This is a genomic window from Streptococcus mitis NCTC 12261 (assembly GCF_000148585.2).
Taxonomy (GTDB): Bacteria; Bacillota; Bacilli; order Lactobacillales; family Streptococcaceae; genus Streptococcus; species Streptococcus mitis.
The window spans coordinates 1,528,282-1,550,233 of the sequence record NZ_CP028414.1; the positions used below are offsets into that span (position 1 = coordinate 1,528,282).

20 protein-coding genes are annotated in these 21,952 nt (G+C 35.1%); all 20 read right to left on the reverse strand.

Annotated features, from left to right (window positions below):
- Nucleotides 1–137: 137 nt before the first annotated feature.
- The gene (locus SM12261_RS07750) at nucleotides 138–2,117 is read right to left on the reverse strand and encodes a peptide ABC transporter substrate-binding protein (RefSeq protein WP_000857579.1); all 1,980 of its coding nucleotides are present in this window, start codon (nucleotides 2,115–2,117) and stop codon (nucleotides 138–140) included.
- A 298-nt stretch (nucleotides 2,118–2,415) separates the two neighbouring features.
- Nucleotides 2,416–3,279: a dTDP-4-dehydrorhamnose reductase gene (gene rfbD, locus SM12261_RS07755; RefSeq protein ID WP_000600892.1), complete on the reverse strand. Its 864-nt coding sequence runs from the start codon at nucleotides 3,277–3,279 to the stop codon at nucleotides 2,416–2,418.
- A gap of 65 nt (nucleotides 3,280–3,344) precedes the next feature.
- Nucleotides 3,345–4,394 (reverse strand): dTDP-glucose 4,6-dehydratase, encoded by a 1,050-nt coding sequence (rfbB, locus tag SM12261_RS07760; protein WP_000141489.1) that lies wholly within the window; start codon nucleotides 4,392–4,394, stop codon nucleotides 3,345–3,347.
- A gap of 13 nt (nucleotides 4,395–4,407) precedes the next feature.
- Nucleotides 4,408–5,001 carry a dTDP-4-dehydrorhamnose 3,5-epimerase family protein gene (locus SM12261_RS07765; protein WP_000131475.1) on the reverse strand — a complete coding sequence of 198 codons (594 nt, stop codon included), beginning with the start codon at nucleotides 4,999–5,001 and terminating at the stop codon, nucleotides 4,408–4,410.
- A complete protein-coding gene (gene rfbA / locus SM12261_RS07770) occupies nucleotides 5,002–5,871 on the reverse strand; it encodes a glucose-1-phosphate thymidylyltransferase RfbA (RefSeq protein WP_000676151.1) in 870 nt (289 codons plus the stop codon).
- Between the two features lie 78 nt (nucleotides 5,872–5,949).
- A complete protein-coding gene (locus tag SM12261_RS07775) occupies nucleotides 5,950–7,014 on the reverse strand; it encodes a glycosyltransferase (protein ID WP_000878660.1) in 1,065 nt (354 codons plus the stop codon).
- A gap of 10 nt (nucleotides 7,015–7,024) precedes the next feature.
- Nucleotides 7,025–8,017: a stealth family protein gene (locus tag SM12261_RS07780; protein ID WP_025169761.1), complete on the reverse strand. Its 993-nt coding sequence runs from the start codon at nucleotides 8,015–8,017 to the stop codon at nucleotides 7,025–7,027.
- Nucleotides 8,004–9,116 carry a UDP-galactopyranose mutase gene (glf, locus tag SM12261_RS07785; RefSeq protein ID WP_000272527.1) on the reverse strand — a complete coding sequence of 371 codons (1,113 nt, stop codon included), beginning with the start codon at nucleotides 9,114–9,116 and terminating at the stop codon, nucleotides 8,004–8,006. Before glf ends, SM12261_RS07780 begins: the two co-directional genes overlap by 14 nt.
- A gap of 11 nt (nucleotides 9,117–9,127) precedes the next feature.
- Nucleotides 9,128–10,543 carry a flippase gene (locus SM12261_RS07790; protein ID WP_000866212.1) on the reverse strand — a complete coding sequence of 472 codons (1,416 nt, stop codon included), beginning with the start codon at nucleotides 10,541–10,543 and terminating at the stop codon, nucleotides 9,128–9,130.
- 42 nt (nucleotides 10,544–10,585) lie between these two features.
- Complete coding sequence (locus SM12261_RS07795) at nucleotides 10,586–11,752, reverse strand: hypothetical protein (protein ID WP_001089418.1); 1,167 nt, start codon at nucleotides 11,750–11,752, stop codon at nucleotides 10,586–10,588.
- 66 nt (nucleotides 11,753–11,818) lie between these two features.
- Nucleotides 11,819–12,814 carry a glycosyltransferase family 2 protein gene (locus SM12261_RS07800; RefSeq protein ID WP_000877801.1) on the reverse strand — a complete coding sequence of 332 codons (996 nt, stop codon included), beginning with the start codon at nucleotides 12,812–12,814 and terminating at the stop codon, nucleotides 11,819–11,821.
- Nucleotides 12,815–12,833: 19 nt separating this feature from the next.
- Nucleotides 12,834–13,808, reverse strand: coding sequence for a glycosyltransferase (locus SM12261_RS07805; protein WP_000803544.1), 975 nt, complete (start codon nucleotides 13,806–13,808; stop codon nucleotides 12,834–12,836).
- A 23-nt stretch (nucleotides 13,809–13,831) separates the two neighbouring features.
- A complete protein-coding gene (locus SM12261_RS07810; protein ID WP_050540657.1) occupies nucleotides 13,832–14,434 on the reverse strand; it encodes a DUF1919 domain-containing protein in 603 nt (200 codons plus the stop codon).
- 43 nt (nucleotides 14,435–14,477) lie between these two features.
- Complete coding sequence (locus tag SM12261_RS07815; protein ID WP_001169546.1) at nucleotides 14,478–15,647, reverse strand: glycosyltransferase family 4 protein; 1,170 nt, start codon at nucleotides 15,645–15,647, stop codon at nucleotides 14,478–14,480.
- 2 nt (nucleotides 15,648–15,649) lie between these two features.
- The gene (cps2T, locus tag SM12261_RS07820) at nucleotides 15,650–16,822 is read right to left on the reverse strand and encodes a beta 1-4 rhamnosyltransferase Cps2T (RefSeq protein ID WP_001232426.1); all 1,173 of its coding nucleotides are present in this window, start codon (nucleotides 16,820–16,822) and stop codon (nucleotides 15,650–15,652) included.
- A 34-nt stretch (nucleotides 16,823–16,856) separates the two neighbouring features.
- Nucleotides 16,857–18,206 carry a sugar transferase gene (locus tag SM12261_RS07825; protein WP_001209502.1) on the reverse strand — a complete coding sequence of 450 codons (1,350 nt, stop codon included), beginning with the start codon at nucleotides 18,204–18,206 and terminating at the stop codon, nucleotides 16,857–16,859.
- 23 nt (nucleotides 18,207–18,229) lie between these two features.
- Nucleotides 18,230–18,934, reverse strand: a complete 705-nt coding sequence (locus SM12261_RS07830; protein ID WP_001142527.1) for a tyrosine-protein kinase — start codon at nucleotides 18,932–18,934, stop codon at nucleotides 18,230–18,232.
- A 10-nt stretch (nucleotides 18,935–18,944) separates the two neighbouring features.
- Entirely contained in the window at nucleotides 18,945–19,637 is a 693-nt protein-coding gene (locus tag SM12261_RS07835) for a CspC family polysaccharide chain length determinant protein (RefSeq protein ID WP_000662188.1), read from the reverse strand.
- An 8-nt stretch (nucleotides 19,638–19,645) separates the two neighbouring features.
- Nucleotides 19,646–20,377, reverse strand: coding sequence for a capsular polysaccharide biosynthesis protein Cps4B (gene cps4B, locus SM12261_RS07840; protein ID WP_000565386.1), 732 nt, complete (start codon nucleotides 20,375–20,377; stop codon nucleotides 19,646–19,648).
- Nucleotides 20,378–20,383: 6 nt separating this feature from the next.
- Nucleotides 20,384–21,829, reverse strand: coding sequence for an LCP family glycopolymer transferase CpsA (cpsA, locus tag SM12261_RS07845; protein WP_000091629.1), 1,446 nt, complete (start codon nucleotides 21,827–21,829; stop codon nucleotides 20,384–20,386).
- Nucleotides 21,830–21,952 lie beyond the last annotated feature (123 nt).

The window sequence follows — 21,952 nt, forward strand, 5'->3', positions numbered from 1 at the left end:
AAGAAAATCCTGAGAAGCAAAACTCAGGATTTTTTCTACAATTCAATAGACTCATTGACATCTAAAACATGAGGATAGGCATCAATCTATTTTCTCAAAACCAAAAGAAGTTAGCTAACAACTAACTTCTTTTTATCTTATTTCACATGTTTTGCAAGTTCTTCTTGCGCTTTTTTATTGAATTCTTCTTTTTCTTTCATCCATTTATCTTGAGCTTTTTGATATTCATCTGCTGTGACTGCCTTGTCTTGAAGTTCCAAGTATTTGTATAGGAGCGGATCGCTTGTCCCCTTGTTACCAGAGAAGGCAAACGGCATCGTAAATGGTACCATCTTAGACAAGATTGGGCGACCAGTGAGTGATGTTGTTGGAATAATCAAGGCACTATCTGTCAACCAAGCTTGGGCTGCAGCATACTTATCATAACGTTTTGCTACATCTATTGTCTCATTTCCAGCTTCAGTTACCAATTTCTCATAGTCGTTCAGACCAACCTTCTTAGCTGCAGCATTATCTGTACCAGAATCAAAGCCAAAGTAGGTTTTAGTGTTTTCACCAACTGATGGTTTGATAATATCGAGGTAAGTAGATGGATCCGCAAAGTCTGGAGACCAACCAACATTATCTGAAATATCCCAATCTTCCCCAGCTGCTGTTTCAGCAAAGTAGGTAATATTCAAGACTTCATCTTTTTGTAGTTGTTGAATATCAATTACGACATTATCTGTACCCAAGGTTTCTTCAACCGATTGTTTGAAAGACTGTACACGTTGAACTTTTGTAGTTGCTGTCTGGTCAACTGGCATATCTAGGTGAATTGGGAATTGTACTCCCTCAGCTTGTAGAGCGGACTTAGCTTTGGCAAATTCTGCCTTGGCTTTTTCAGGATTATATAATCCATCTTGGGCATCGGCCAGATTAACATCCTTCCATTCATCCCCGTAAGTCACCAATTTTTCTTTGACCATATCGCCAAAGTTTTTCCCATCAGCTTGAACAAATGTTGGTGGCACAAAGAGATTACGCAAAATTTTGCTTGCACCACTGGCACCGTTCACTTGTGAAGCATAGGCAGTACGATCCAAACCAAAAGCAATAGCTTGGCGGAAATCCTTGTTTAAGAGAGCCTTTTTAGTAGAAGTCTTTTGTTCGTCACTAGTCTTAGAAGTATATTTATAGGACTGGCGGTCAATATTTGTACCAACTAGATAAGTCGTAGAGTCTTGTTGGGTATAGACAATATTGTCCTTCATCGTTTTTTCAAGTTCTGCAAAACTTGCATTTGTAGGATAAAGTCTGGCTGCTGTAAGACTACCATCTTTAAAGTTTTCCGCAGGTTTGCTGGTATCTTGACCATCCCAGAATGACAATTTTATCTTATCAACATGAACATTATCTTTATCCCAGTAGTTAGGGTTTTTTGCAAATTCAACGGAAGATTTAGCCACAAGAGATTTTAACAAATAAGGACCATTATACAAGATACTGCTTGGATCTGTCGCTTTAGCAAAATCATCCCCTTTTGAGTTCAAAAACTCTTCATTAACTGGTGCCAAGACACCCATTGTTGTTTTAGAATTCCAAAAACTTTCAGGTTTGTTCAAAGTGTATTGGACTGTTTGATCGTCAAGGGCTTTAATTCCAACTTGAGAAAAATCTTTATTTTCTCCCTTAGCATAAGCATCCAGCCCCTTGATTGAATCCTGTACCAAGTAAAGAGCTTGTGATTTCTTATCTGTTGCATATTTAAGACCTGTTACAAAGTCTTGAGCCTTGACAGGAGCATATTCTTCCCCTTCAGATGTGTACCACTTGGCATCCTGACGAATCTTATAAGTGTAGGTCAAACCATCTTTAGAAACTGACCAGTCCTCTGCCATAGAGGGAACAAGATTCCCATAACGGTCATTTTCAAACAATCCATCAATGACGTTACTAGTAATGTTTGAAGTAGCTGCCTTGCTGGTTGTCAAATAGTTGAGATTATCTGGGTCTGTCTCGTAGGTAAATGCAAAAGTCTGCTCACCTTTAGTAGCAGAACCACCAGAACAAGCCGCTAAGACACCAGCTGCTAATAAAGTGACTCCCGCAAGAGCCAATACTTTCCTTGTTTTCATAGTATTCTCCTTTGTTTTTCTATCCATTATAGACCCTTTTTAAAGTCCTGTCAACAGAATTTTCAGAATTTTAGAAAATTATTTTTTAAACAATAGATTTGCAAAAATATGAATAATATCAAAAATACCTCAACTACATTAGGTAGTCAAGGAATTATTAATCATATTTGAAAATAGCATCTGAGAAACAGTTTTAATTCTTTAATCTAACTCATTTCTTACACACTGCAAAGCTGTTGTCATGAGAATATTATATCTATTATTTTCGTGGGGAGTTCATTAACGACCAGGATTCAAATTAGTTAATATCACTTTTTACTTCTTGTTTATAAAATTCTTTCAAGGCATCTTGCCAAGTTGGAATAACAAATCCAGTAGCTTTAGCTTTAGCCAGACTCATTGTTGAGTTTAACGGACGTTTAGCTTTTGCTGGAAATTGACTTGAATCTACTGGCTTGATTTCCACATCTGTATCTTTCAAAATTTCAACTGCAAAATCATACCAAGTTGTGTCTTCTGTTGCGTCATTCGATAAATGATAGTAACCAAATTCCTTGCAATTTTCAGCTAGATAAGTCATAAATTCAGCCAAGGTACGAGTCCAAGTTGGGCGACCATGCTGGTCATTTACAACCGTTAATGTCTTATGAGTTTTCGCAAGGTTTTGCATCGTAAAAACAAAGTTTTTACCGTAATTTCCAAATACCCAGGCAGTACGGATAATATAGAAATTAGACACATACTTCTCAACTAACTCTTCTCCCATGCGCTTTGTACGTCCATATTCTGTCTGTGGATCTGGTCGATCATCAACTTCCCACTCTTCTCCAACTGGTTTCTTACCGTCAAAGACATAGTCGGTGGAAATATAAACTAGGGTTGCACCATGCTTTTCAGATGCTTTTGCGACATTTTCTGTCCCCGTAACATTGATAGCAAAGTCTAATTCTTTCCCTTCATCCTCTGCTGCATCAACAGCGGTGTAGGCAGCACAGTGGTATACTAAAGTCGGTTTAACTTCTTCGAAAACTTTCTCAACCATTTCTTCATTTGTAATATCCATCTCAGCCACATCTACTGCTACGTATTCTTCATTACGCTCATCTAATAAATAACGAAGTTCAGTTCCTAATTGGCCTTTTGCTCCTGTAATTAAAATCATCTCTACACCTTCCTAATCTGTAACTCTTCCCACTATAGCAATAAAAAGCAACTATTTCCTGCTTTTTATAATTTGATAATCTCCTGAGTTTTAGCATAATTGGCTTCAACAGCTTCTTTCTCTGCTTTCCACCATTCTTGGTTATCTGTATACCACTTGATTGTTTCCTTGAGACCAGATTCAAAATTAGTGAATTCTGGTTTCCAGCCTAATTCATCACGGAGCTTACTAGCGTCAATTGCATAGCGGAGGTCATGTCCTGCACGGTCAGTTACATGATCATAGGCATCTGCATCTTGGCCCATTTCCTTAAGGATAAGTTCCAAAACTTCCTTGTTGTTCTTCTCACCATCAGCCCCGATTAAGTAAGTTTCACCGATTTGACCTTTTGTCAAGATTGTCCAAACTCCCGAAGAATGATCATTGGTATGAATCCAGTCACGAACATTCTTACCTTCACCATAAAGTTTTGGCTTAATTCCACTTAGGATGTTGGTAATCTGACGTGGGATGAATTTTTCAATGTGTTGATAAGGACCGTAGTTATTTGAACAGTTAGAAATCGTTGCCTTGACACCAAATGATCGTACCCAGGCTTTTACAATCAAGTCTGAAGCGGCCTTGGTTGATGAGTATGGAGAGCTAGGATTGTATTTGGTATCAGCAGTAAATTTCTCACCTGGACCTTCACCATTTCCTGGCAAATCCTCACGAAGAGGAAGATCACCATAAACTTCATCTGTCGATACATGGTGGAAGCGAATATCATATTTGCGAGCTGCTTCCAAAAGAGTATAGGTTCCGATGAAGTTAGTATGTATAAACGGTGATGGGTCATTCAGTGAATTATCATTGTGACTTTCCGCTGCATAATGAACGATAGCGTCTGCTTGAGCAGCCAACTTGTCTACCAACTCCGCATCAGCAATATCACCAACAACTAACTCAACACGATCTCCCAAAATTTCCTCAATATTAGCGCGATTTCCAGCATAAGTCAACTTGTCTAATACTGTCACGTGAACATCTGGAAAGTTCTTGTAAACATAATGAACAAAGTTAGAACCGATAAAACCTGCTCCACCTGTCACGATAATTTTTTTGTATTCAGTCATAGTCTTTCCTTTTTTACAAATCTTCTTTTTTCAAAGGTTTTACATCCTTAAGTAGTGGATGATTTTTATCTGCTTCTGAAACCTCTGCTTCAGCAAGATTGGCCCACTCAATTCCTAATTCTGGATCTGCATAATTGACAAAGGCATATTTAGGTTTCAAATCTAATGCCCAATAATCGTTGACCAGATAGCTATAAGAGACTGTATCTGATAGAACCTGAAATCCATTAGCCACACCACGGGGAACAAAGATTCCCTTACTTGCATCAATTACTGTTTGATAAGTATTTCCGAAAGTTTCGCCCTCGCGTAGATCAACCCAAGAACCCAGAACCTTCCCACCATCTGCTACAGAGATGTACTTATCCCAAGGTTCTGCGTGTAGACCACGGAGAACATTTTTACGTGAGAAGGATACATTGTTTTGTAATTTTCCTTCTGTAAAGAAATACTCTGGGAAACCAAGGGGGAGCATTTTTTCCTTTTGGAAATTTTCTTTGAACCAACCACGATTATCTCCATGAACGGGAATATCGAACTCCAGCATACCTGGAATAGCTTCGACCTTACGAACCGCAAGCGTCTTACCGAAAAAATTATCTGTCATCTATGCTTCTCCAATCAAACGGAGCAAATATTGTCCGTATTCATTTTTCTTAAGAGGTTGCGCCAACTTTAATACATCCTCACGGCTGATATAACCCATACGATAAGCAATCTCTTCTAAGTTTGCCACTTGAACATTTTGCATCCGTTGCACTGTCTCAATGTACTGTGACGCCTCTAATAAACTTTCATGAGTTCCAGTATCTAACCACGCAAAACCACGCCCCATTAGCTCAACTGATAAGTCTCCACGTTCTAGATATGCTTTGTTTACGTCTGTAATTTCCAATTCACCACGAGGGCTTGGTTTAATATTTTTTGAAATTTCTACAACATCATTATCATAGAAATAAAGGCCGGTCACTGCATAATTGGAACGAGGATGTTCTGGTTTTTCCTCAATAGAAACAGCATTCATCTCTTCATCAAATTCCACAACACCAAATCTTTCAGGATCCTTAACTTGATATCCAAAAACAGTTGCACCTTTCTCCTTATTAGCAGCCTTCTGAAGCATTTTAGATAGACCAGGACCATAGTAAATATTATCTCCTAAAATTAGGGCGACACTGTCATTTCCAATAAATTTTTCACCGATAATGAAGGCCTGGGCCAAACCATCTGGACTAGGTTGTTCCGCATAAGAAAGATTAATTCCCAACTCCGAACCATCTTGAAGCAGCTCTTTAAAACGAGGTAAATCATGAGGAGTAGAGATAATTAAAATATCTTTGATACCAGCTAACATGAGTGTCGATAGAGGATAATAAATCATGGGTTTATCATAAACCGGCATCAGTTGTTTGGATATAGCACGAGTCAAAGGATACAAGCGAGTTCCTGAACCTCCTGCAAGGATAATACCTTTCATAATCGAACTACCTTTCTATATTAAATTAGAATTTTTCTAATTAGTAATCAGAGACAAATGATACATTACTTAGTGAATTTAAACTAAGTATTTAGTTAGTTTCTCTAAAGCTATTTTCAAATAATATCCTGATCTTATATTATTTCCTACCTTTTGTGCATTTTCTACTAACTCTTGATATTCTTCTTCCGAAATATTATTGATTGTTTCTTGTATGTCAAACAAAGAATCAACTGTGATACCACAATTATTCTTTAAGACAAAATGAGACAAAGCAGATTCCTTCCAAACAATGATAGGGAAACCAGAAGCCAAATAAAGTGACGCTTTATGAGAATTGTTATAGCGTAGATACTCTCCAAAAAATCCACTACAAGTCTCAGAACTGTCACCATCCCAAACTAAACCAAAACTTCCTTCCAATACTGATGGAAGTTCATCTGGAAGAAATGAACCAAAGTAGGTTTCATTAGATAACTTCCTAGACTCATCAAATCCAACACCATATAAATTAAATTGTGGTTCTATAGGTAATGAGTATAGATATGCTGCTTTATCTTGTGATAAATTTCCTGCAACAATTATTGGTTGTTCTTTTCTTAAACTAGTTTTTTCTATAAAATCTGGAATTAAATAATCAAAGATTTCTAAATTAGTAATTTTTTCTCCAAGAACTCCTTTATTGACTAATACTCCTTTCATTACTTTATTATGAGCAATAATACCATTTACATAATGTAAAGAAGATCCCTCCGTAATTTTCATACGTAATTTCATTCTAAAAGGTAATGTTTCATCATTTACAAAACGTAATGTTTCTAAATCATGAATCAGGAAATAGATTTTAATACCTTTTTTTCTAAGGGATTTTAGTAAATTACTAAATAGTAAGGAATGGTGTAATAATGGAAATTGGATAACAATCTCATCGCCTCTTTTTAAAAGTTTGAATGCTTTTGATAGTGCTTGAAATTTATGTATCTGTGCCTTGAGTACATTCATTTTATACCAATCATCAACCAATACTCTTAAAGGGATATATCCCAACTCATTTAACACAGTTTCAACATCATTACGTGCCTTATTGCCAGCATTTTTTTGGTTAACATCATTTAAAAATTCTTCTTTTAAGTAGTATTTCATATTTTACCTTTCATTTTTCAAAAGATGACTTTTCTGGATAGCGTTCTTCTAATAATTTTTTGAAAAGTATAATATTTCTTTCATCAATATTAATACTATCATTCACACATAGTAGTTTTCGCTTCTTATTTCCAAAAATCTTCTTCAGCTTATCAATTTGATTTAGCTCAATTGATTCACCCATATTTTTTGAAATTGGATAAAACTCATTACTTTCAATTTGCCAGTGCTGACAAATATACTGATTCACATCCACCCCATAATTTCTGAATTGATTCCGTGACGTTCTATCCAATACCTCCGACTCGATTTTCCAAAGATGAGCTAAAGTACTCTTTTTCATTGGAACTGGAAGATGTTGATTTACATACCCCGTAGGGCCCCATGGAAGTAATAAGATATTCTTCAATATTAAAGCACCATATCTATAATTAAAAAATTTCCAAGGCGAAGACTTTAAGGCTTGCTTTTTGGGGAAATGACGATAAATCAATTCAACGTTATTATGATAAGTGTTTGTATACGAGGACCATGGAACTAAAGCATCGTAAACTGCTAAAAGCCTCGGTTTATTATTTTTAAAGAAATCTGAAGGCTTTACATCTTTTATCAAATACATGTCATCGTTAAAATAAATAAAATTTTCAGACAAGCCTTCAATTCTATGAAGATTTAACTCAATAGTCGCTGAATTAAAAGTTGGAAGATAGGATTCTGGAATAAATTCCTTATGTGATATAAATCTCAACTTTGGATGACTAAGGTTCAGCCAGCTCGGCTTTTGACCATTCGTAATTAAATAAATATTATTGACCCACGGTGCATGTCTCTCAATCATACGAAACCAATACTGAAAAATTCCATATTCTCGATAACGCTGTTCACCATCAGCGTCTGCATTTAACGATTCCTTTTGACTAGTTACTCTTTGTTTTTCCTTAATAAAGTTAGGATCATTCCCATCTACCCATAAAACAACAATATCAATTTTATCCTTCATTATCTTTGTTAAACTCTTCCTCTACAACATGTAGGGCACGTTCAATGACCACATGCATGTCGTAGTATTTGTAGTCTGCTAAACGTCCGCAGAAAATCACCTTATCATTCTGTGTTGCTTCTTCTTGATACTTAGCAAACATAGCATTGTTTCTCTCATCATTGATTGGATAATAAGGTTCATCTCCTCGTTTCCAATCTGCTGGGTACTCACGAGTAATGACCGTTTTATCTTGTGTGCCGTACTCAAAATGTTTATGCTCAATAATACGAGTATAAGGAATTTCTCGTTCTGTATAGTTTACAACTGCGTTTCCTTGATAGTTTTCTTCATCTAGAACTTCATGCTCAAAACGAAGACTACGGTATTCTAACTCACCATGTTTATAATCAAAGTATTGGTCAATCATCCCTGTAAAGACAACTTTTTCAGCAGAAGCTTCTAATTCTTGACGATTGGCAAAAAAGTCAACTCCAAGTTCTACTTCCACATCCTTCAGCATATTTTCGATAATAACGTTGTACCCTCCAATTGGAATCCCTTGATAACGGTCGTTAAAATAATTATTATCAAAGGTTAAACGAACTGGTAAACGTTTAATGATAAACGGTGGAAGGTCAGTCGCAGAACGTCCCCATTGCTTTTCAGTATATCCTTTAATCAATTTTTCATAAATATCTAGACCGATCAACTTAATAGCTTGCTCTTCCAAGTTTTTAGGTTCAACGTCCTTCATATGAGCCGTTTGCTCAGCAATCTTATTTTTCACTTCTTGAGGAGTTTTTGTCCCCCACATAGCATAGAAAGTATTCATATTGAAAGGTAGATTATAAAGGCTACCCTTATAATTAGCTACAGGCGAGTTGATATAGTTGTTAAATTCAGCAAATTGATTAACATAATCCCAGACTTTCTTATTAGAAGTATGGAAGATATGTGCACCATATTTATGAACATTAACCCCTTCTACATTCTCACAGTAGATATTCCCACCAATGTGGTCACGTTTATCAATAACTTTTACTTTTTTTCCACGCTTGGTTGCTTCATAAGAAAAAATTGCTCCAGACAAACCAGCACCAACGATTAAGTAGTCGTACATAATACACCCCTTTATTTTTTTAGTAATTGTTGTTTTAACTCATTTGGATTTATGACCTTTAAGATTAAGATCAAGCTGGCATAAATTATTGCCCCTAGAACAGCATATAGTCCCACATTAATCATTGGTGATACATTGAGGAATTGTTTTATAAATAACAAAATACCATACATAACTCCAGATGAGATTATAATTTTAATCAATGCACCTAGAATAGGCACCTCTCTCAAATAAGAACGAGTATAGAATAACTGTATCAGCCATACTAGTACCTCTGTTAAGACAGACACAATTGCAGCACCTATATAGCCCAACTTGGGAAGCAAGAGAAGATTTAATCCCACACTAACAATTGCAGGAATTGTTGTTGACAGCATAAACTCTTTATTCTTATTATGAGGTATTAAGATTTGAATACCCATAATATTGGTCCAACCAATAAAGAACATTCTAAAAATCATAATTGCTATCGCATAACGTGCTTCTTGGAAATCTTGCCCCAGGAAAAAATTTACAAAATCATCATTTACGATTAACATCCCTGCTATAATAGGGAAAATTACCAAATTATAAATCAGAAATGACATCTCATGCATCTTGTTAACTGCTTTATGATCTCCTGATGATAATAGATTTGAAACTCGCGGTAACATAACACTACCCAATGAAGTTACTAGAGTTAATAAAATATTAATAAGTTTCAAAGCTTGGTCATAAATACCTACATCTCTTGTTGAAGCAAGAGCTCCAAGCATAGTGCTATCTAATGTTACATAAAGCGATATAGCAATCTGAGGTAAGAACAATAAGATGACTGGCTTCAAGTGCCTTTTAGCATACATCAAATCAAAGTATGGTTTACCAATAAACTCTCTTGCTGGTATCCACATACTTAATTGTCCCAACAATTCAAAAGTTGTCAGAAAAAAAACATATAAATATAGGTCGTTTGCTGATCTTATGAATAGAAAGATAGAAATAACACCGGCTAATTTCACCGTAATATTTCTTACTGTAATCTTTCGAAAATCCTCTAAACCTTGAAATAACCAAGAAATATCTAGAGCTTTAGAAAGCAAACTAAAACCTAGAATATAGGCCACAGGATTTTTCATAGCAGGTAAAATCAGACATAACAAAACATACAGTACAAAAGAACAAATAGCTGCTCCTAGCTGTAAAGTATAAATTCCCCAAAAATTCTTACGAATGATTTTTCGATCACCAGAAATCTCCTTTGTACCATAATTGGCTACTCCTAAAGTAGCTAACAAAAGAAAATAAGTAACTATGGAGTTAAAAAAACTATAGGTTCCTAAATCATTTGAAGAAAATACTCTCGTAACGTATGGAGTTGTGATGATAGGTAGTATTATGAGTAATAACTGATAAGAAAGATTATAAGCATAATTTTTTAAAACTTTCATAATTGACTAGATTTTCTCAACCCTTCTATATTCCGTTTTTATTTACTCAATATTTCTCTCATCGTTCATGATAAATAGTCGACTAATCAATAGAATAAGAGGTGAGTAACGAAGTACTAACATCTGAGGATCAAACATACCATGTATTGTCATAATTCCTATACAAGCTAGTACAGTATCTCTTCTTTTTAATTTGAAATAGGATACTACTCCTGTCAAAGCTGGTAACATAAATAGAGTAACTAATAAACCATCAATAACAAGGAGCTGGACAAATGAACTATCAATAAAATTATAATTACTAGAAAAGTTCCCAAAAATATCAAATGTTGTAAATGTTATCGGTCTCCCAAAAATTGAAACCCCAAAATTATGAAATCCTTCTACACTTAATCTAAGACGATTATGGGTGAATTTGTCGGTCAAATGGTACAACATACCTGATGAATAGAAGCAAAAATATAGTATTATCGTTAACGCAAAAGAAAAACAATGATTTACTATCTTAGTCAACCAGCCATTATCAATGATAAAATCTTTCTTAAAAATCTTATTACTAAAACAGGTATAAAGTATTATGAGAAGACTCAAATAAAAAGGACTGGTTGTCCCTGTCTGTTGGAACATATAAATAGTGAGTATCAAAAAAGAAAATAGCTCAAGATATGATATTTTTCTTCCTTTATACATCAGATAACTACATATTGCAAAAAACGTACGCTGAGAAGCAAAAGATACATAATTAAAACCTAAACTATAGCGATATCCTCCATTAGCATTCATATACATATTAGAAATAATCCCAGAATTACTAGAAAAAATCGTTATCGCTAATACTGAAAAAGATGCATATGAGAAAGTTTTTAATAACTTCTTAAAATCAATATCTCTAGCTGAAGCAACCAGTAAAATAACTGTAATATCCAGTAAACCATCTCTATTTTTAGATACGATTAGCATAGATAATATGAATAATATGAATAGAATCATTTGTTTTAAATGAAATCTAAAATAATTCATCGTATTCGAAAGATTAAATAATTCTTTTATAAGAATTATAGCAATAGTAGCGTATAGAGATAAGCGATAAATCAACAATGCTCCATCTAATCTAACAAAATATGTAGTAGTAATTAATGAAGAAACTATAATCCATACAAATAAAGTTAATAGATAAATCTTCTCTGATATAAAGCGAGTACTATTCACTTATACTTTCCAAACCTTTCCATGTTTTTAATAAATTGAATACTCTAACAAACATTTCTATACGTATCATCTTTTCTTATCGACAAAATTCTGTATTCTTTTCAAAAAAATTACAATGATATATAGTTTACTTTTCAAAAAAATACGTATAAGAATGTGTAATTTAGAAGGAGAACTATTTATTAGAGAATTTATATCGTCAATTCTACATAACTTGCCAATCTTTTTTTTCTGAGTCTCTATAGACATATTTTGTAGCACTATGTTCTGTATGTTACTCATTAAAATTCTTGATTTTAATGTATCGATAAATGACTTATCAAAAATATTCCATTTGTTTAATAAGTATTCAATCTGTGATAACTCCTCTAACTGGTATGTAACTCGATTTGAATTGTAACTCCCCATTGCAGAATTCATTCTACCTGATATGTACACATAGTAACACTCTGTGGACAGTAAAATATTTTCAACAAAATCGTATACCCTCAGGTTAAATCGTACATCCTCACCTAGTTCATACTTTAAAAAATACAAATTATTGTCTATTAGAAAATCTCTTCGGTAAATCTTATTCCATACTGTATACATCATATCTGTTAAAACTAATTCTTTAAAAGAAGTTATAAAATTAGTTTTATCTAACAAGACATTATTCGGTAAAATTTTGGGATTTCTCTTCAATTCAATAAGATCTTTTTCTATTGAATTATAATAACTAAACACCAGCAAATCAACCTTATCATGAAGCTTCTCTTCAAAATCAGAGAATAGATTACCAATTAAATAATCATCCGCATCAACAAAATATATGAATTCTCCTCTTGCTTTTGATAATCCAAAATTACGGGCAAAACCAACACCGTGGTTTTCAATGTGATAGACTGAGATATTAGGATACTTGTTAGCATAAGTATCACAAATATGAGGACTATTATCTGTAGATCCATTCTCGATCACTATAATCTCCAAGTCCTCATAATTCTGAAAAATAACACTTTGTAAACAACGATCTATATATTTCTCAACATTATAAACTGGAATAACAACTGAGTATTTCAAACTAAACTCCTACATCATATCAGAAAATGTTTTGAATACTGAATGCAAATTTTAACACTTTAAGTCTAAACAGTATATATTTTAACTTATTTGGTTGATCTTTCATTTGAGAAATAAAGACTCTATTTTTTAGTAATTCAAGTTTCACTTCATTAGTGAGTTCTAAATATTTCTTATCCAATTTAGATTTATACAAACTAGCTAAAATATGGGTTAATCCATTTACATAATAAAGTTTTGAAATTTGAAATTCTTCTTGATTTATTTGCGAACGAACTAAATCCGAATAAAAAACTTCTTTATAAAATTCAAACATATCTCTAAACTTTTTCTCATTCCATGATTGTGTAATGGAATCAGGGTTATCAATTAGGTAGTGGTAATATTTTTGATTTGTCGCATAAACTCTATTAGCTAAGAGAAAAAGCTTATAATTTGTTCCCAAATCTTCATAATATTTCCCTTTGGGAAATAGGATATTATTCTCAATAAAAAGAGATTTCTTATATATTTTGTCGTTGGCAAAACCAGTGATGTGACTATGCGTCAACATTTTCACAAAAGCCTCTTTACCTTTATACACTTGATCTGTTTTGGGCTCAGATAAAATAATTTCTTCTTCACTTTTTACAAACTCACGGTTGAAAGAAATGATATCAAATTCTCGAGACTCCAACTCTTCTGCTAATTCTACAAAGGTTTGTGGTTCAATCCAGTCATCTGAATCAGGAAAATAAACATACTCCCCTTTAGCATGTAAAATACCAGTATTACGAGCTTCAGAAAGCCCACTATTTTCTTTGTGGATAACTGAGATAAAGTCATATTCCTTAACATAATTATCACAAATTTGAGGAGAATTGTCAGTGCTTCCGTCATCAATAAGTAGAATGTCATAACATTTCCACTCTTGAGACAGTATACTTTCAAGACAACGTTTCAAATATTTTTCGACATTATAAACTGGAATAACGACAGTTAAAAGTGGTTTCATAATTATATTACCTAATGTATAGTCTATGTTAAATCTTCTCCTCCTTTATTCAACCAAGTTACAACATTAAAATAGCGATGATACGTTTTCAAGTCGATGCCAACGTGTCCTTGCTTTTCAGCTGATTTGAAATGAACTAGAGAAGGTAAATCACTGTAATTCTTTGAAGAGAAGATAATCTTACTCTTGTAAGGAAGTTTTTCAAACTCCTTTATCAATTTATAATTACAAGCATCATTATCATTGAACTTGAAATACAAATTATACCAATGAATTCTTTCTAAACGACGGTTCCATTTTTGAGTTAATTTTTCCTGGTCTACATAATGCAAGAAATGAAGTTCAATATCATCAAGAAGCGCTAAAGGATAAGCTTTATCAAAGTCCTTGATATATTTTGATTTCTTAACAAATTTCAAGGAGATATTTCCACTCAAATAGTATTTTAAATTCTCGAGCATCTTGATGTTATCAGGAGAAAAGACAAACATCCCTACAAATGGTGTTTGATAAGGCAAGCCCAATTCTTGATAAACTTTTCCAGCCCAACAATTATCACAAATGACTGTAAAATTTTTATTCTTGAGTCTTCGTCTAGGAATAAAATTAATAATTGGATATACGATTGGTTTTAATTTATTCTTATTTTATTCTTATTTTATTCTTAATTTATTCAGTATTCATCTTAGTATTGTATTTCTTATATATCTCTGAGAAATTCTGAATATAACTCTGTAATGAGAAGAGTTCTTTTTGACGTTGGACAGAGGACTCACCAAATTGCTCTCTCTTCTCGGTATTGTTAGCCAATTCTTGAATAGCATTAGACAATTCTACAGGTTGATTTGGTGTGGTGAGAAAGCCGTTTTTACCTTCCTTCACCATTTCACAGACACCGCCATGACGGTAACCCACTACAGGTTTACCACAAGCCATTGATTCGAGAACTACAGTTGGTAGAGGATCTGGATTGGTGCTTGGCAAGACAAAGATATCAAACATATTATAGAGCTCTGTTGTCTGATTATAATAATCGATACGCTTGATTTGTCCGGCCACTGGTGAGTCTGATATTGCCTTTTCCAACTCATCAACACGCCACTCTTCACCTTCAAAAGCACTCCCTGCCAGAAAAGCTACTGCTTTTAGATTAGCCTTCAAAATTGGAGTCACAGCTTCTAAAAAGTCGCCTTGCCCTTTCCATGCATTCACTCGACCAACCATTCCGATAACCAAGGCATCCTGTGCGATACCAAACTGGTCACGAACTGCGCTGGCATCCATTTCATGATAGGCGCCATTGTCAACACCATTATAGATGACCTGAACTTGGTCATTTTTTACAAAACGAGACTGCTTCACGTGGTTGGCCACAGCATTTGAAACTGTCACTATCGTATCAGCATAACGTCCCATCAAAAAGTTGATGAAATCTGAGATTGCTTTTGGTTTGACGATAATCTCGTGCACATGCCAAATCAAAGGAAGTTTCAACTTACGTTTGAGATAAATCCCTTCAAGTACCGCAGTCGTATTGTTGTGAATGAGAGTAATGCCATTTTCCTTAGCATATTTAGCAATTTGCTTTGAATAACGATTATAAGAGCCAAAATACTCAAGGATTCCCTTAGGATTAAAATACTTACGGCGCAAGATTGGATAATCAATTACTTTTACCTTAGCACCAACCTTTTCCAATGCACCCACTAAGACGCCATCGTTGGGCAAGATGACATGAGCCTCAAAGGCTTCTTTATCCAAACCTTTAATAAGCTCCAACAAAACCTTGTCAGCACCATACATTTCGGCACCAGCGTGAAGATATAAAATTTTCTGCATTTCTATCCTTTAAATACTTTCTCGTAGTCTGTGACAATTTTACCCCATGTAAAGGCTTGAGCAATACGCTTGCTTGATTTCTTATTAAAGGCTTCAATAGATTGTTTATCTAAACGTTCAGCCTGATCAATGACACTTGCCAACTGGTCTTTCTTCCAATAAAGAGCACCATCTTCACCGACTTCACGGTTAAAACCAACATCTAGCAACAAATTTAGTTTTGTGGCTGCTAGAGCTTCCAGTAGAGAAGGATTGGTCCCTCCAACCTCATGCCCATGGAAATAAGCAAAGGCATTTTCACGAATGTACTTGAGCAACTCTTGGTCATAAACAGTTCCGACAAATTTGACCCTAGGATCTTTGTCAAAACCCGTATCCTGTAACAACTGATCGTAAAATTTATTCTGCTCCACATTTGTGATGAGGACAAAGTCTTTCTGAGACTTAGATTTGATAAATTCACGAATCATAGCTTCGTAGTTGTTTTCAGGAACAAATCTCCCCACCACTAAATAATAGCCATTTTCGCAAACTCCTTTTTCCTGATACCAGTCTCGAACTTTGGCATCTTCTGCTTTCAGGCTTGAAGGAGCTGTATCTGTCCCATAGGCAATATAGGTGGTCTTTGGTTGATACTGCTTATAATCCTCTTGGATATATTTTTCAATATTTTTACTGTCACAGACCAATAAATCGGCATGTTTAACCATAAGTTTCTCAGAATATTTCCAATATTTACGAACTGGCAAGCTCCATTTTGCTCGCAGCCATTCATGACCATCCGGATTCACAAGTAAAGTGCCTCCAATGTCCTGAATTTTTTTCTTAATTTTTGAAATAAAAGGACCAATACGACAAGCTAAAATGTAAAAAATTGGAGCTTCATCCCTGTTTTCTTTGGCTAGTTCTATAGCCTTATTAACTGCAGCAATATCATAGGCAATCGCTCGGGCCGGGCCGATATTCGGAACATCTATATTAAAACAGACTGCTCCGTTATATTCAAACCGATCATCTGTAATACCAGATTTAGCTGAATTTTCACGCATACAAGCAACATAATATTTTATGTTGCTATCTTTTTGAGATTCTGTTAATTTTTCAACAAAAGTTTCAAAACCTCCATATTTGGCAGGAATCCCTTTTGAACCAATGATATAAACTGATTTTCTCATATCACTCCTACTTCATTTTATGATAAAACAAAAATTACTTTGCTCCATCTTTCATTACTACAACTTTTATAGTCTTCAATAAAATTTCAATATCTTTCCAAATTGTCCAGCCATCTAAATAAGTAACATCTAACTTCACCACATCATCAAAGTTTTTAATATTACTTCTACCACTAATCTGCCAAAGGCCTGTGATTCCAGGTTTAAAACTTAGACGACGTTTTTGTTCAGGTGTATACTTCATATACTCATCCAAGGTTGGTGGTCTAGTACCAACTAAACTCATATCCCCTTTTAGAACATTCCAAAATTGTGGCAATTCATCTAGACTCGTTTTTCTAATAAAGTGTCCAATCTTTGTCACGCGTGGATCATTTTCAATCTTAAACATTCCACCCTGCATCTGATTCTGACTCATCAAGTCCTTCTTAATTTCCTCAGCATCCACTCTCATAGAACGAAATTTGTAGAATTTAAATATACGTCCATTCCTACCAATCCTATCCTGAGCAAAAATAGCAGGCCCTCCGTCTCTTTTTATCAGAGGAACAAGAAAAATAGACGCTATGCCACAAAGAACTAGACCAAATAAGGATCCGATTATATCCATCATTCGTTTTAAAGCAACATCACTCGAACGATAAAAGGTTGTTGAAAAATTGACAACACTAGAATTTCCAAAGCGTTGAATCGCTTTTTCACCATTGGTCACAAAATCTAAAGCTGCTATATTGACAGCTACTGGTAAACCCATCGTTTCAAATTTAGAAACAAAATCTGCAATTAAAAAGCTCTCGCTTGGGAGATTAATCACCACTTGGTCTACGACTGATCTCGTAGCATAGGTTACTAAGTTATCCAACGTAACGATTGTCAAATTAGAAGACTCAAAATGCTCATCATCCACAATACAAACAGCTGAAACATAGCCATACTCATAAGTAGACAGTTGCTTTAGTACTCTCTCAACTCGTGCACGTGTGGTCACTAGCAAGATACGCTGAGTATATTTTTTTTGAAGTGATAGATATTTCCAAATCTTACGAATCCAAATATTGACAATCATTAGCATAATTGAATTTACAGTCACAATGCATAATAGATTAGCTAATGATAAATATGGTATATTTGGTTCTAAAATAGGAAAAACTAGACAGGATAAGAAAATATAAACCAGTATATATTTTAACGTTTGTATACATTCCTCTGCAAGGGTCCGGTATTTGAAATTTTTACTATATGCACTAATGTAGTAAGAAATAGTGTGAACCACCATCAGAAATACCAGAAGTTCATGACTAGCTAATACAAACGATAACAGATAAATTGGAAACAGTTGTATTATGAGAATCTCTAGTTTTCGAATATTTGATACTTCTCTCAAAACTACCTCCTAGGTAACTCTACCTACTTCTTTTTCCCATAATTTCCATAGGAACCATAGGCTCCATAACCACCATAAGCTCCATATTTTTCAACTTCGGTGTTGAATTTATTTAGAACCACACCTAAAAAAGGAGTTCCTGTTTGTTCTAACTGTTCCTTTGCCTTTAAGATATCACGTCGTTTTGTCTCTCCAGCTGCCGTAACCAAGATAGAAGCGTCACATTTTTGTGTAATGATAGCGGCGTCAATAACCATCCCAATCGGTGCAGTATCCACAATGACATAGTCAAAATACTTACGCAAGGTATCAATCATGGTATGGAAATTTTCACTCTGCAGGAGGGCCGTTGGGTTAGGTGATATCGGTCCTGCCTGAATAACAAATAGGTTATCAATATTGGTATCACAGAGACCATTTGAAAGATCAGTAGTTCCAGCTAAGAAGTCAGTTAACCCAGTAATTTTTTCCCTTGACTTGAAGACACCAGACATAACTGAATTACGGATATCCGCGTCAACTAGCAATGTTTTATAGCCTGCACGCGCGAAAGCCCAGGCGATATTAGTTAACGTTGTCGATTTTCCTTCACCAGGTTTGACAGATGAAATAGCAAGAACTTTCAAATTATCACCACTCAATTGAATATTGGTACGCAAAGCATTATAGTGTTCTTCAGCTTTTTTAGCAAAATCTAAACGCTTTTTTGAGATTTCTAATGTTGGCATGTTTTCTCCCTTACTTTAACTTATCCAAATCTGGAACAATTCCTAAAAGTGCAACCTGCATGACTTCTTCGACATCTTCTGGTCGTTTGACACGATCGTCCAATAATTCAAGCAATACGACTGCAACAACCATCACTGCTCCACCTACTAGGAAAGCAAGTGCAGTATTTCGACGAATATTAGGTGAGGATGGTGTTATTGCTGGTCTAGCTTCCTCTAATGTTGTTACATCAGATACACGAGTTACCTTAATGATTTTTTCAGCTGCCACTTCACGAAGAGCATTTGCGATACGACTTGCTTCTTCTGGTTGATCATCCTTAACAACGATCGATACGATACGAGTATCTACCGGTACTGTCACCTGAATTTTCTTAGTTAGTTCTTTAACTGTTTTCTCTAATTTAAGATTTGAAATGACTTTTTCCAGTACATCTTGCGAAAGGATAATTTCCTTATAGTCTTTTACAAGATAGGTACCTGCCTGCAAATCCTGATTCGTCAACCCTGTATTTTCAGATTGATTGCGACTAACAACATAGATTCGTGTTGTACTAGCATATTCCGGTTTCAACACAAAACTACTCAAGCCAAATGCAAGTAACGCTGTCACAACCGCAGTTAGTATGATAGCGAGTTTCTTCTTCCAAAGGATTTTAAATAATTGAACAACATCAATTCCGATTTCTTTATTTTCTTTCATGTCAACTCCTAAATAATTTGATCTGCCAAGATAAAGCGAGGATTTTCGATAAATAATTCTCTCGCCTTTCTTTCACCGTATTGTTTTGAGACGATCTCATAAGCTTCTTTCATGTAAGGCGGTCTTTGGTCTAAATTGTGCATATCGCTCGCCACAAAATGTACCAAATCACGCTCTAGGAAATAGCGAGCTCGTTTCTTCATAAATTTATATTTATCCCCAAATAACTTTGGTTTTAAAATACTTGAGCTATTGATTTGAGTGTAGCAGCCCATGTCAATCAACTCTTTTACACGTTTTTCGTTATTTTCTAATTCATGGTAACGTTCAATGTGGGCAACTACAGGCGTTATCCCAAGCATGAGAACATTGCTCAAGGCAGTATGGATTTCCCTGTAAGGGGTAGCCATACTAAACTCAATGAGAGCATAGCGTGTCCCATTGAGACTTGGAATCACCTGTTTTTCTAACTTCTCAAGCACATCATGGGTATAATAAATTTCTGCTCCATAGAGAATGTTCAAATCTGGAGCCACTTCCTTGGCTAGCTCCTTCACTTCTTGAAAGTTTGCCTCTATCGTCTCCTCAGGAGTTTCAAACATTCCTTTTCGTCTATGCGATGTCGATACAATAGTCCTTACCCCTTGCCGATAGGCTTCTGTCAAAAGCGCCTTGCTTTCTTGCTTAGATTTCGGACCATCATCCACACCAAATACAATATGCGAATGAATATCAATCATTTTGTCTTATTTCCCTTCCATCACATCATTGATTGCAGCCTTGACTGACTCTAAACTGCTATCACTTATCTCCATCATGTAGAGGTTACTATCAGGCATGGCATAGGATGGTAAATCCATCCGCCCTGTCCCTTTAAGATCTTGTGAATTGATCTTATAAGTTCCACCACTTTCAAGTTGGGCATTGACCAAGTTCATCATGGTTTCAAGTGGCATATTGGTTTGAATCGAATCTTGCAGCCCTTTTATAATACTGTCATAATTTTTCAAAGCTTCTGTAGAGGTTAATTTTTGCAGAATTGCAATAATGACCTTTTGCTGGTTACGGCCGCGATCCCGATCTCCATCTGCCAAAGAATAGCGCTCACGCACAAAACCAAGAGCTTGCTCCGAATCAAGATGTACATTCCCTATAGGAAAATGAAACTTACCATGTAATGATGTAAAATCCTGATCATTATAAACATCAACTCCACCAAGGAGATCAATCAATTTCAAGAAAGAAGTGAAATTCAAACGAGCATAATAGTTCAAATCAATACCGTAGAGATTTTCCAGTGTATGTATTGAAGCATCTACTCCATAAATCCCCGCATGGGTCAACTTATCTTTTTGATTGTTGCCTCCATCTGCAATTGGAACATAGGAATCACGAGGTGTTGTTGTCAAGAGAATCTTTTTAGTTTCGCGATTCACTGTCATAATGATATTGACGTCCGAACGAGAAACTGAACTGATTGGACCGTAAGTATCAATTCCACTGATATAAACGTTGAAACTGTTACCTTTGATATCTTTTGGAGTTTCAACCGTCTTGGTTAATTCTTTGGTATAGATTTTCTTAATTTTTGAAGCATAGTCAGGATATTCTGATTCGATAATATTTTCAAAGACACTGTTTAGAATGATTGCCTTTGTATCACCAGCTAGCAAACTCTTATAGGCCGCAAGATAGGAGCTACTTTCTTCGACAGTCAATTCCCTATTTTGACTATCCTTAAGATCATTCATCAACTGTTGGATATTATCCTTATCCGTCCCAGTCGGTCCCATCACACTGCTTACCTGACTGATATTATCAATTGGACTATCTGCTAACACTGCAATACTCATCGAATAATTTGAGTAATTCGATGTTGCATTCAAACGACTGGTAAATCCAATGAACTGCCCTACGGCAAAGAGAGAAGTACCAGTGATTAACACACCAAGTAGTAATAAAATCAGCGTTAGATTTTGAACTTTCTTGGACCGAATTAAAAAGAAGCACAAGATAGCTAAGGCTACAATTAAGACAGTGACCACTATATTGAGATATCGGAAGGCTAGCATATTGTACTTGAAAATCAAAAACAATAAAAAGACTGCTAGTAATGCATAGATAGCTAGCAACCCCCAACTAATCAATATTTTTGTTTTACCCTGACGAGCTCGCTTCGAAGATCTACTCACGATATACCTCTATTATCAATTTTTATTTCATTTTATTATATCATAAAAAAATACACTTGTGAGATAAATCCGCTTAGGTAAGGCGTTTTCATCTTCTTTCCGAAACATTCTTTTTGATTTGCA

Coding starts and splice junctions, on each gene's coding strand:
- SM12261_RS07830 (WP_001142527.1), bottom strand. CDS start 18,934: ATGCCAACATTAGAAATCTCAAAAAAGCGTTTAGATTTTGCTAAAAAA.
- cps4B (WP_000565386.1), bottom strand. CDS start 20,377: ATGATTGATATTCATTCGCATATTGTATTTGGTGTGGATGATGGTCCG.
- SM12261_RS07835 (WP_000662188.1), bottom strand. CDS start 19,637: ATGAAAGAAAATAAAGAAATCGGAATTGATGTTGTTCAATTATTTAAA.
- SM12261_RS07750 (WP_000857579.1), bottom strand. CDS start 2,117: ATGAAAACAAGGAAAGTATTGGCTCTTGCGGGAGTCACTTTATTAGCA.
- cps2T (WP_001232426.1), bottom strand. CDS start 16,822: ATGAGAAAATCAGTTTATATCATTGGTTCAAAAGGGATTCCTGCCAAA.
- rfbB (WP_000141489.1), bottom strand. CDS start 4,394: ATGACTGAATACAAAAAAATTATCGTGACAGGTGGAGCAGGTTTTATC.
- rfbD (WP_000600892.1), bottom strand. CDS start 3,279: ATGATTTTAATTACAGGAGCAAAAGGCCAATTAGGAACTGAACTTCGT.
- rfbA (WP_000676151.1), bottom strand. CDS start 5,871: ATGAAAGGTATTATCCTTGCAGGAGGTTCAGGAACTCGCTTGTATCCT.
- SM12261_RS07805 (WP_000803544.1), bottom strand. CDS start 13,808: ATGAAACCACTTTTAACTGTCGTTATTCCAGTTTATAATGTCGAAAAA.
- SM12261_RS07775 (WP_000878660.1), bottom strand. CDS start 7,014: ATGAAATACTACTTAAAAGAAGAATTTTTAAATGATGTTAACCAAAAA.
- SM12261_RS07790 (WP_000866212.1), bottom strand. CDS start 10,543: ATGAAAGTTTTAAAAAATTATGCTTATAATCTTTCTTATCAGTTATTA.
- SM12261_RS07765 (WP_000131475.1), bottom strand. CDS start 5,001: ATGACAGATAATTTTTTCGGTAAGACGCTTGCGGTTCGTAAGGTCGAA.
- SM12261_RS07815 (WP_001169546.1), bottom strand. CDS start 15,647: ATGCAGAAAATTTTATATCTTCACGCTGGTGCCGAAATGTATGGTGCT.
- glf (WP_000272527.1), bottom strand. CDS start 9,116: ATGTACGACTACTTAATCGTTGGTGCTGGTTTGTCTGGAGCAATTTTT.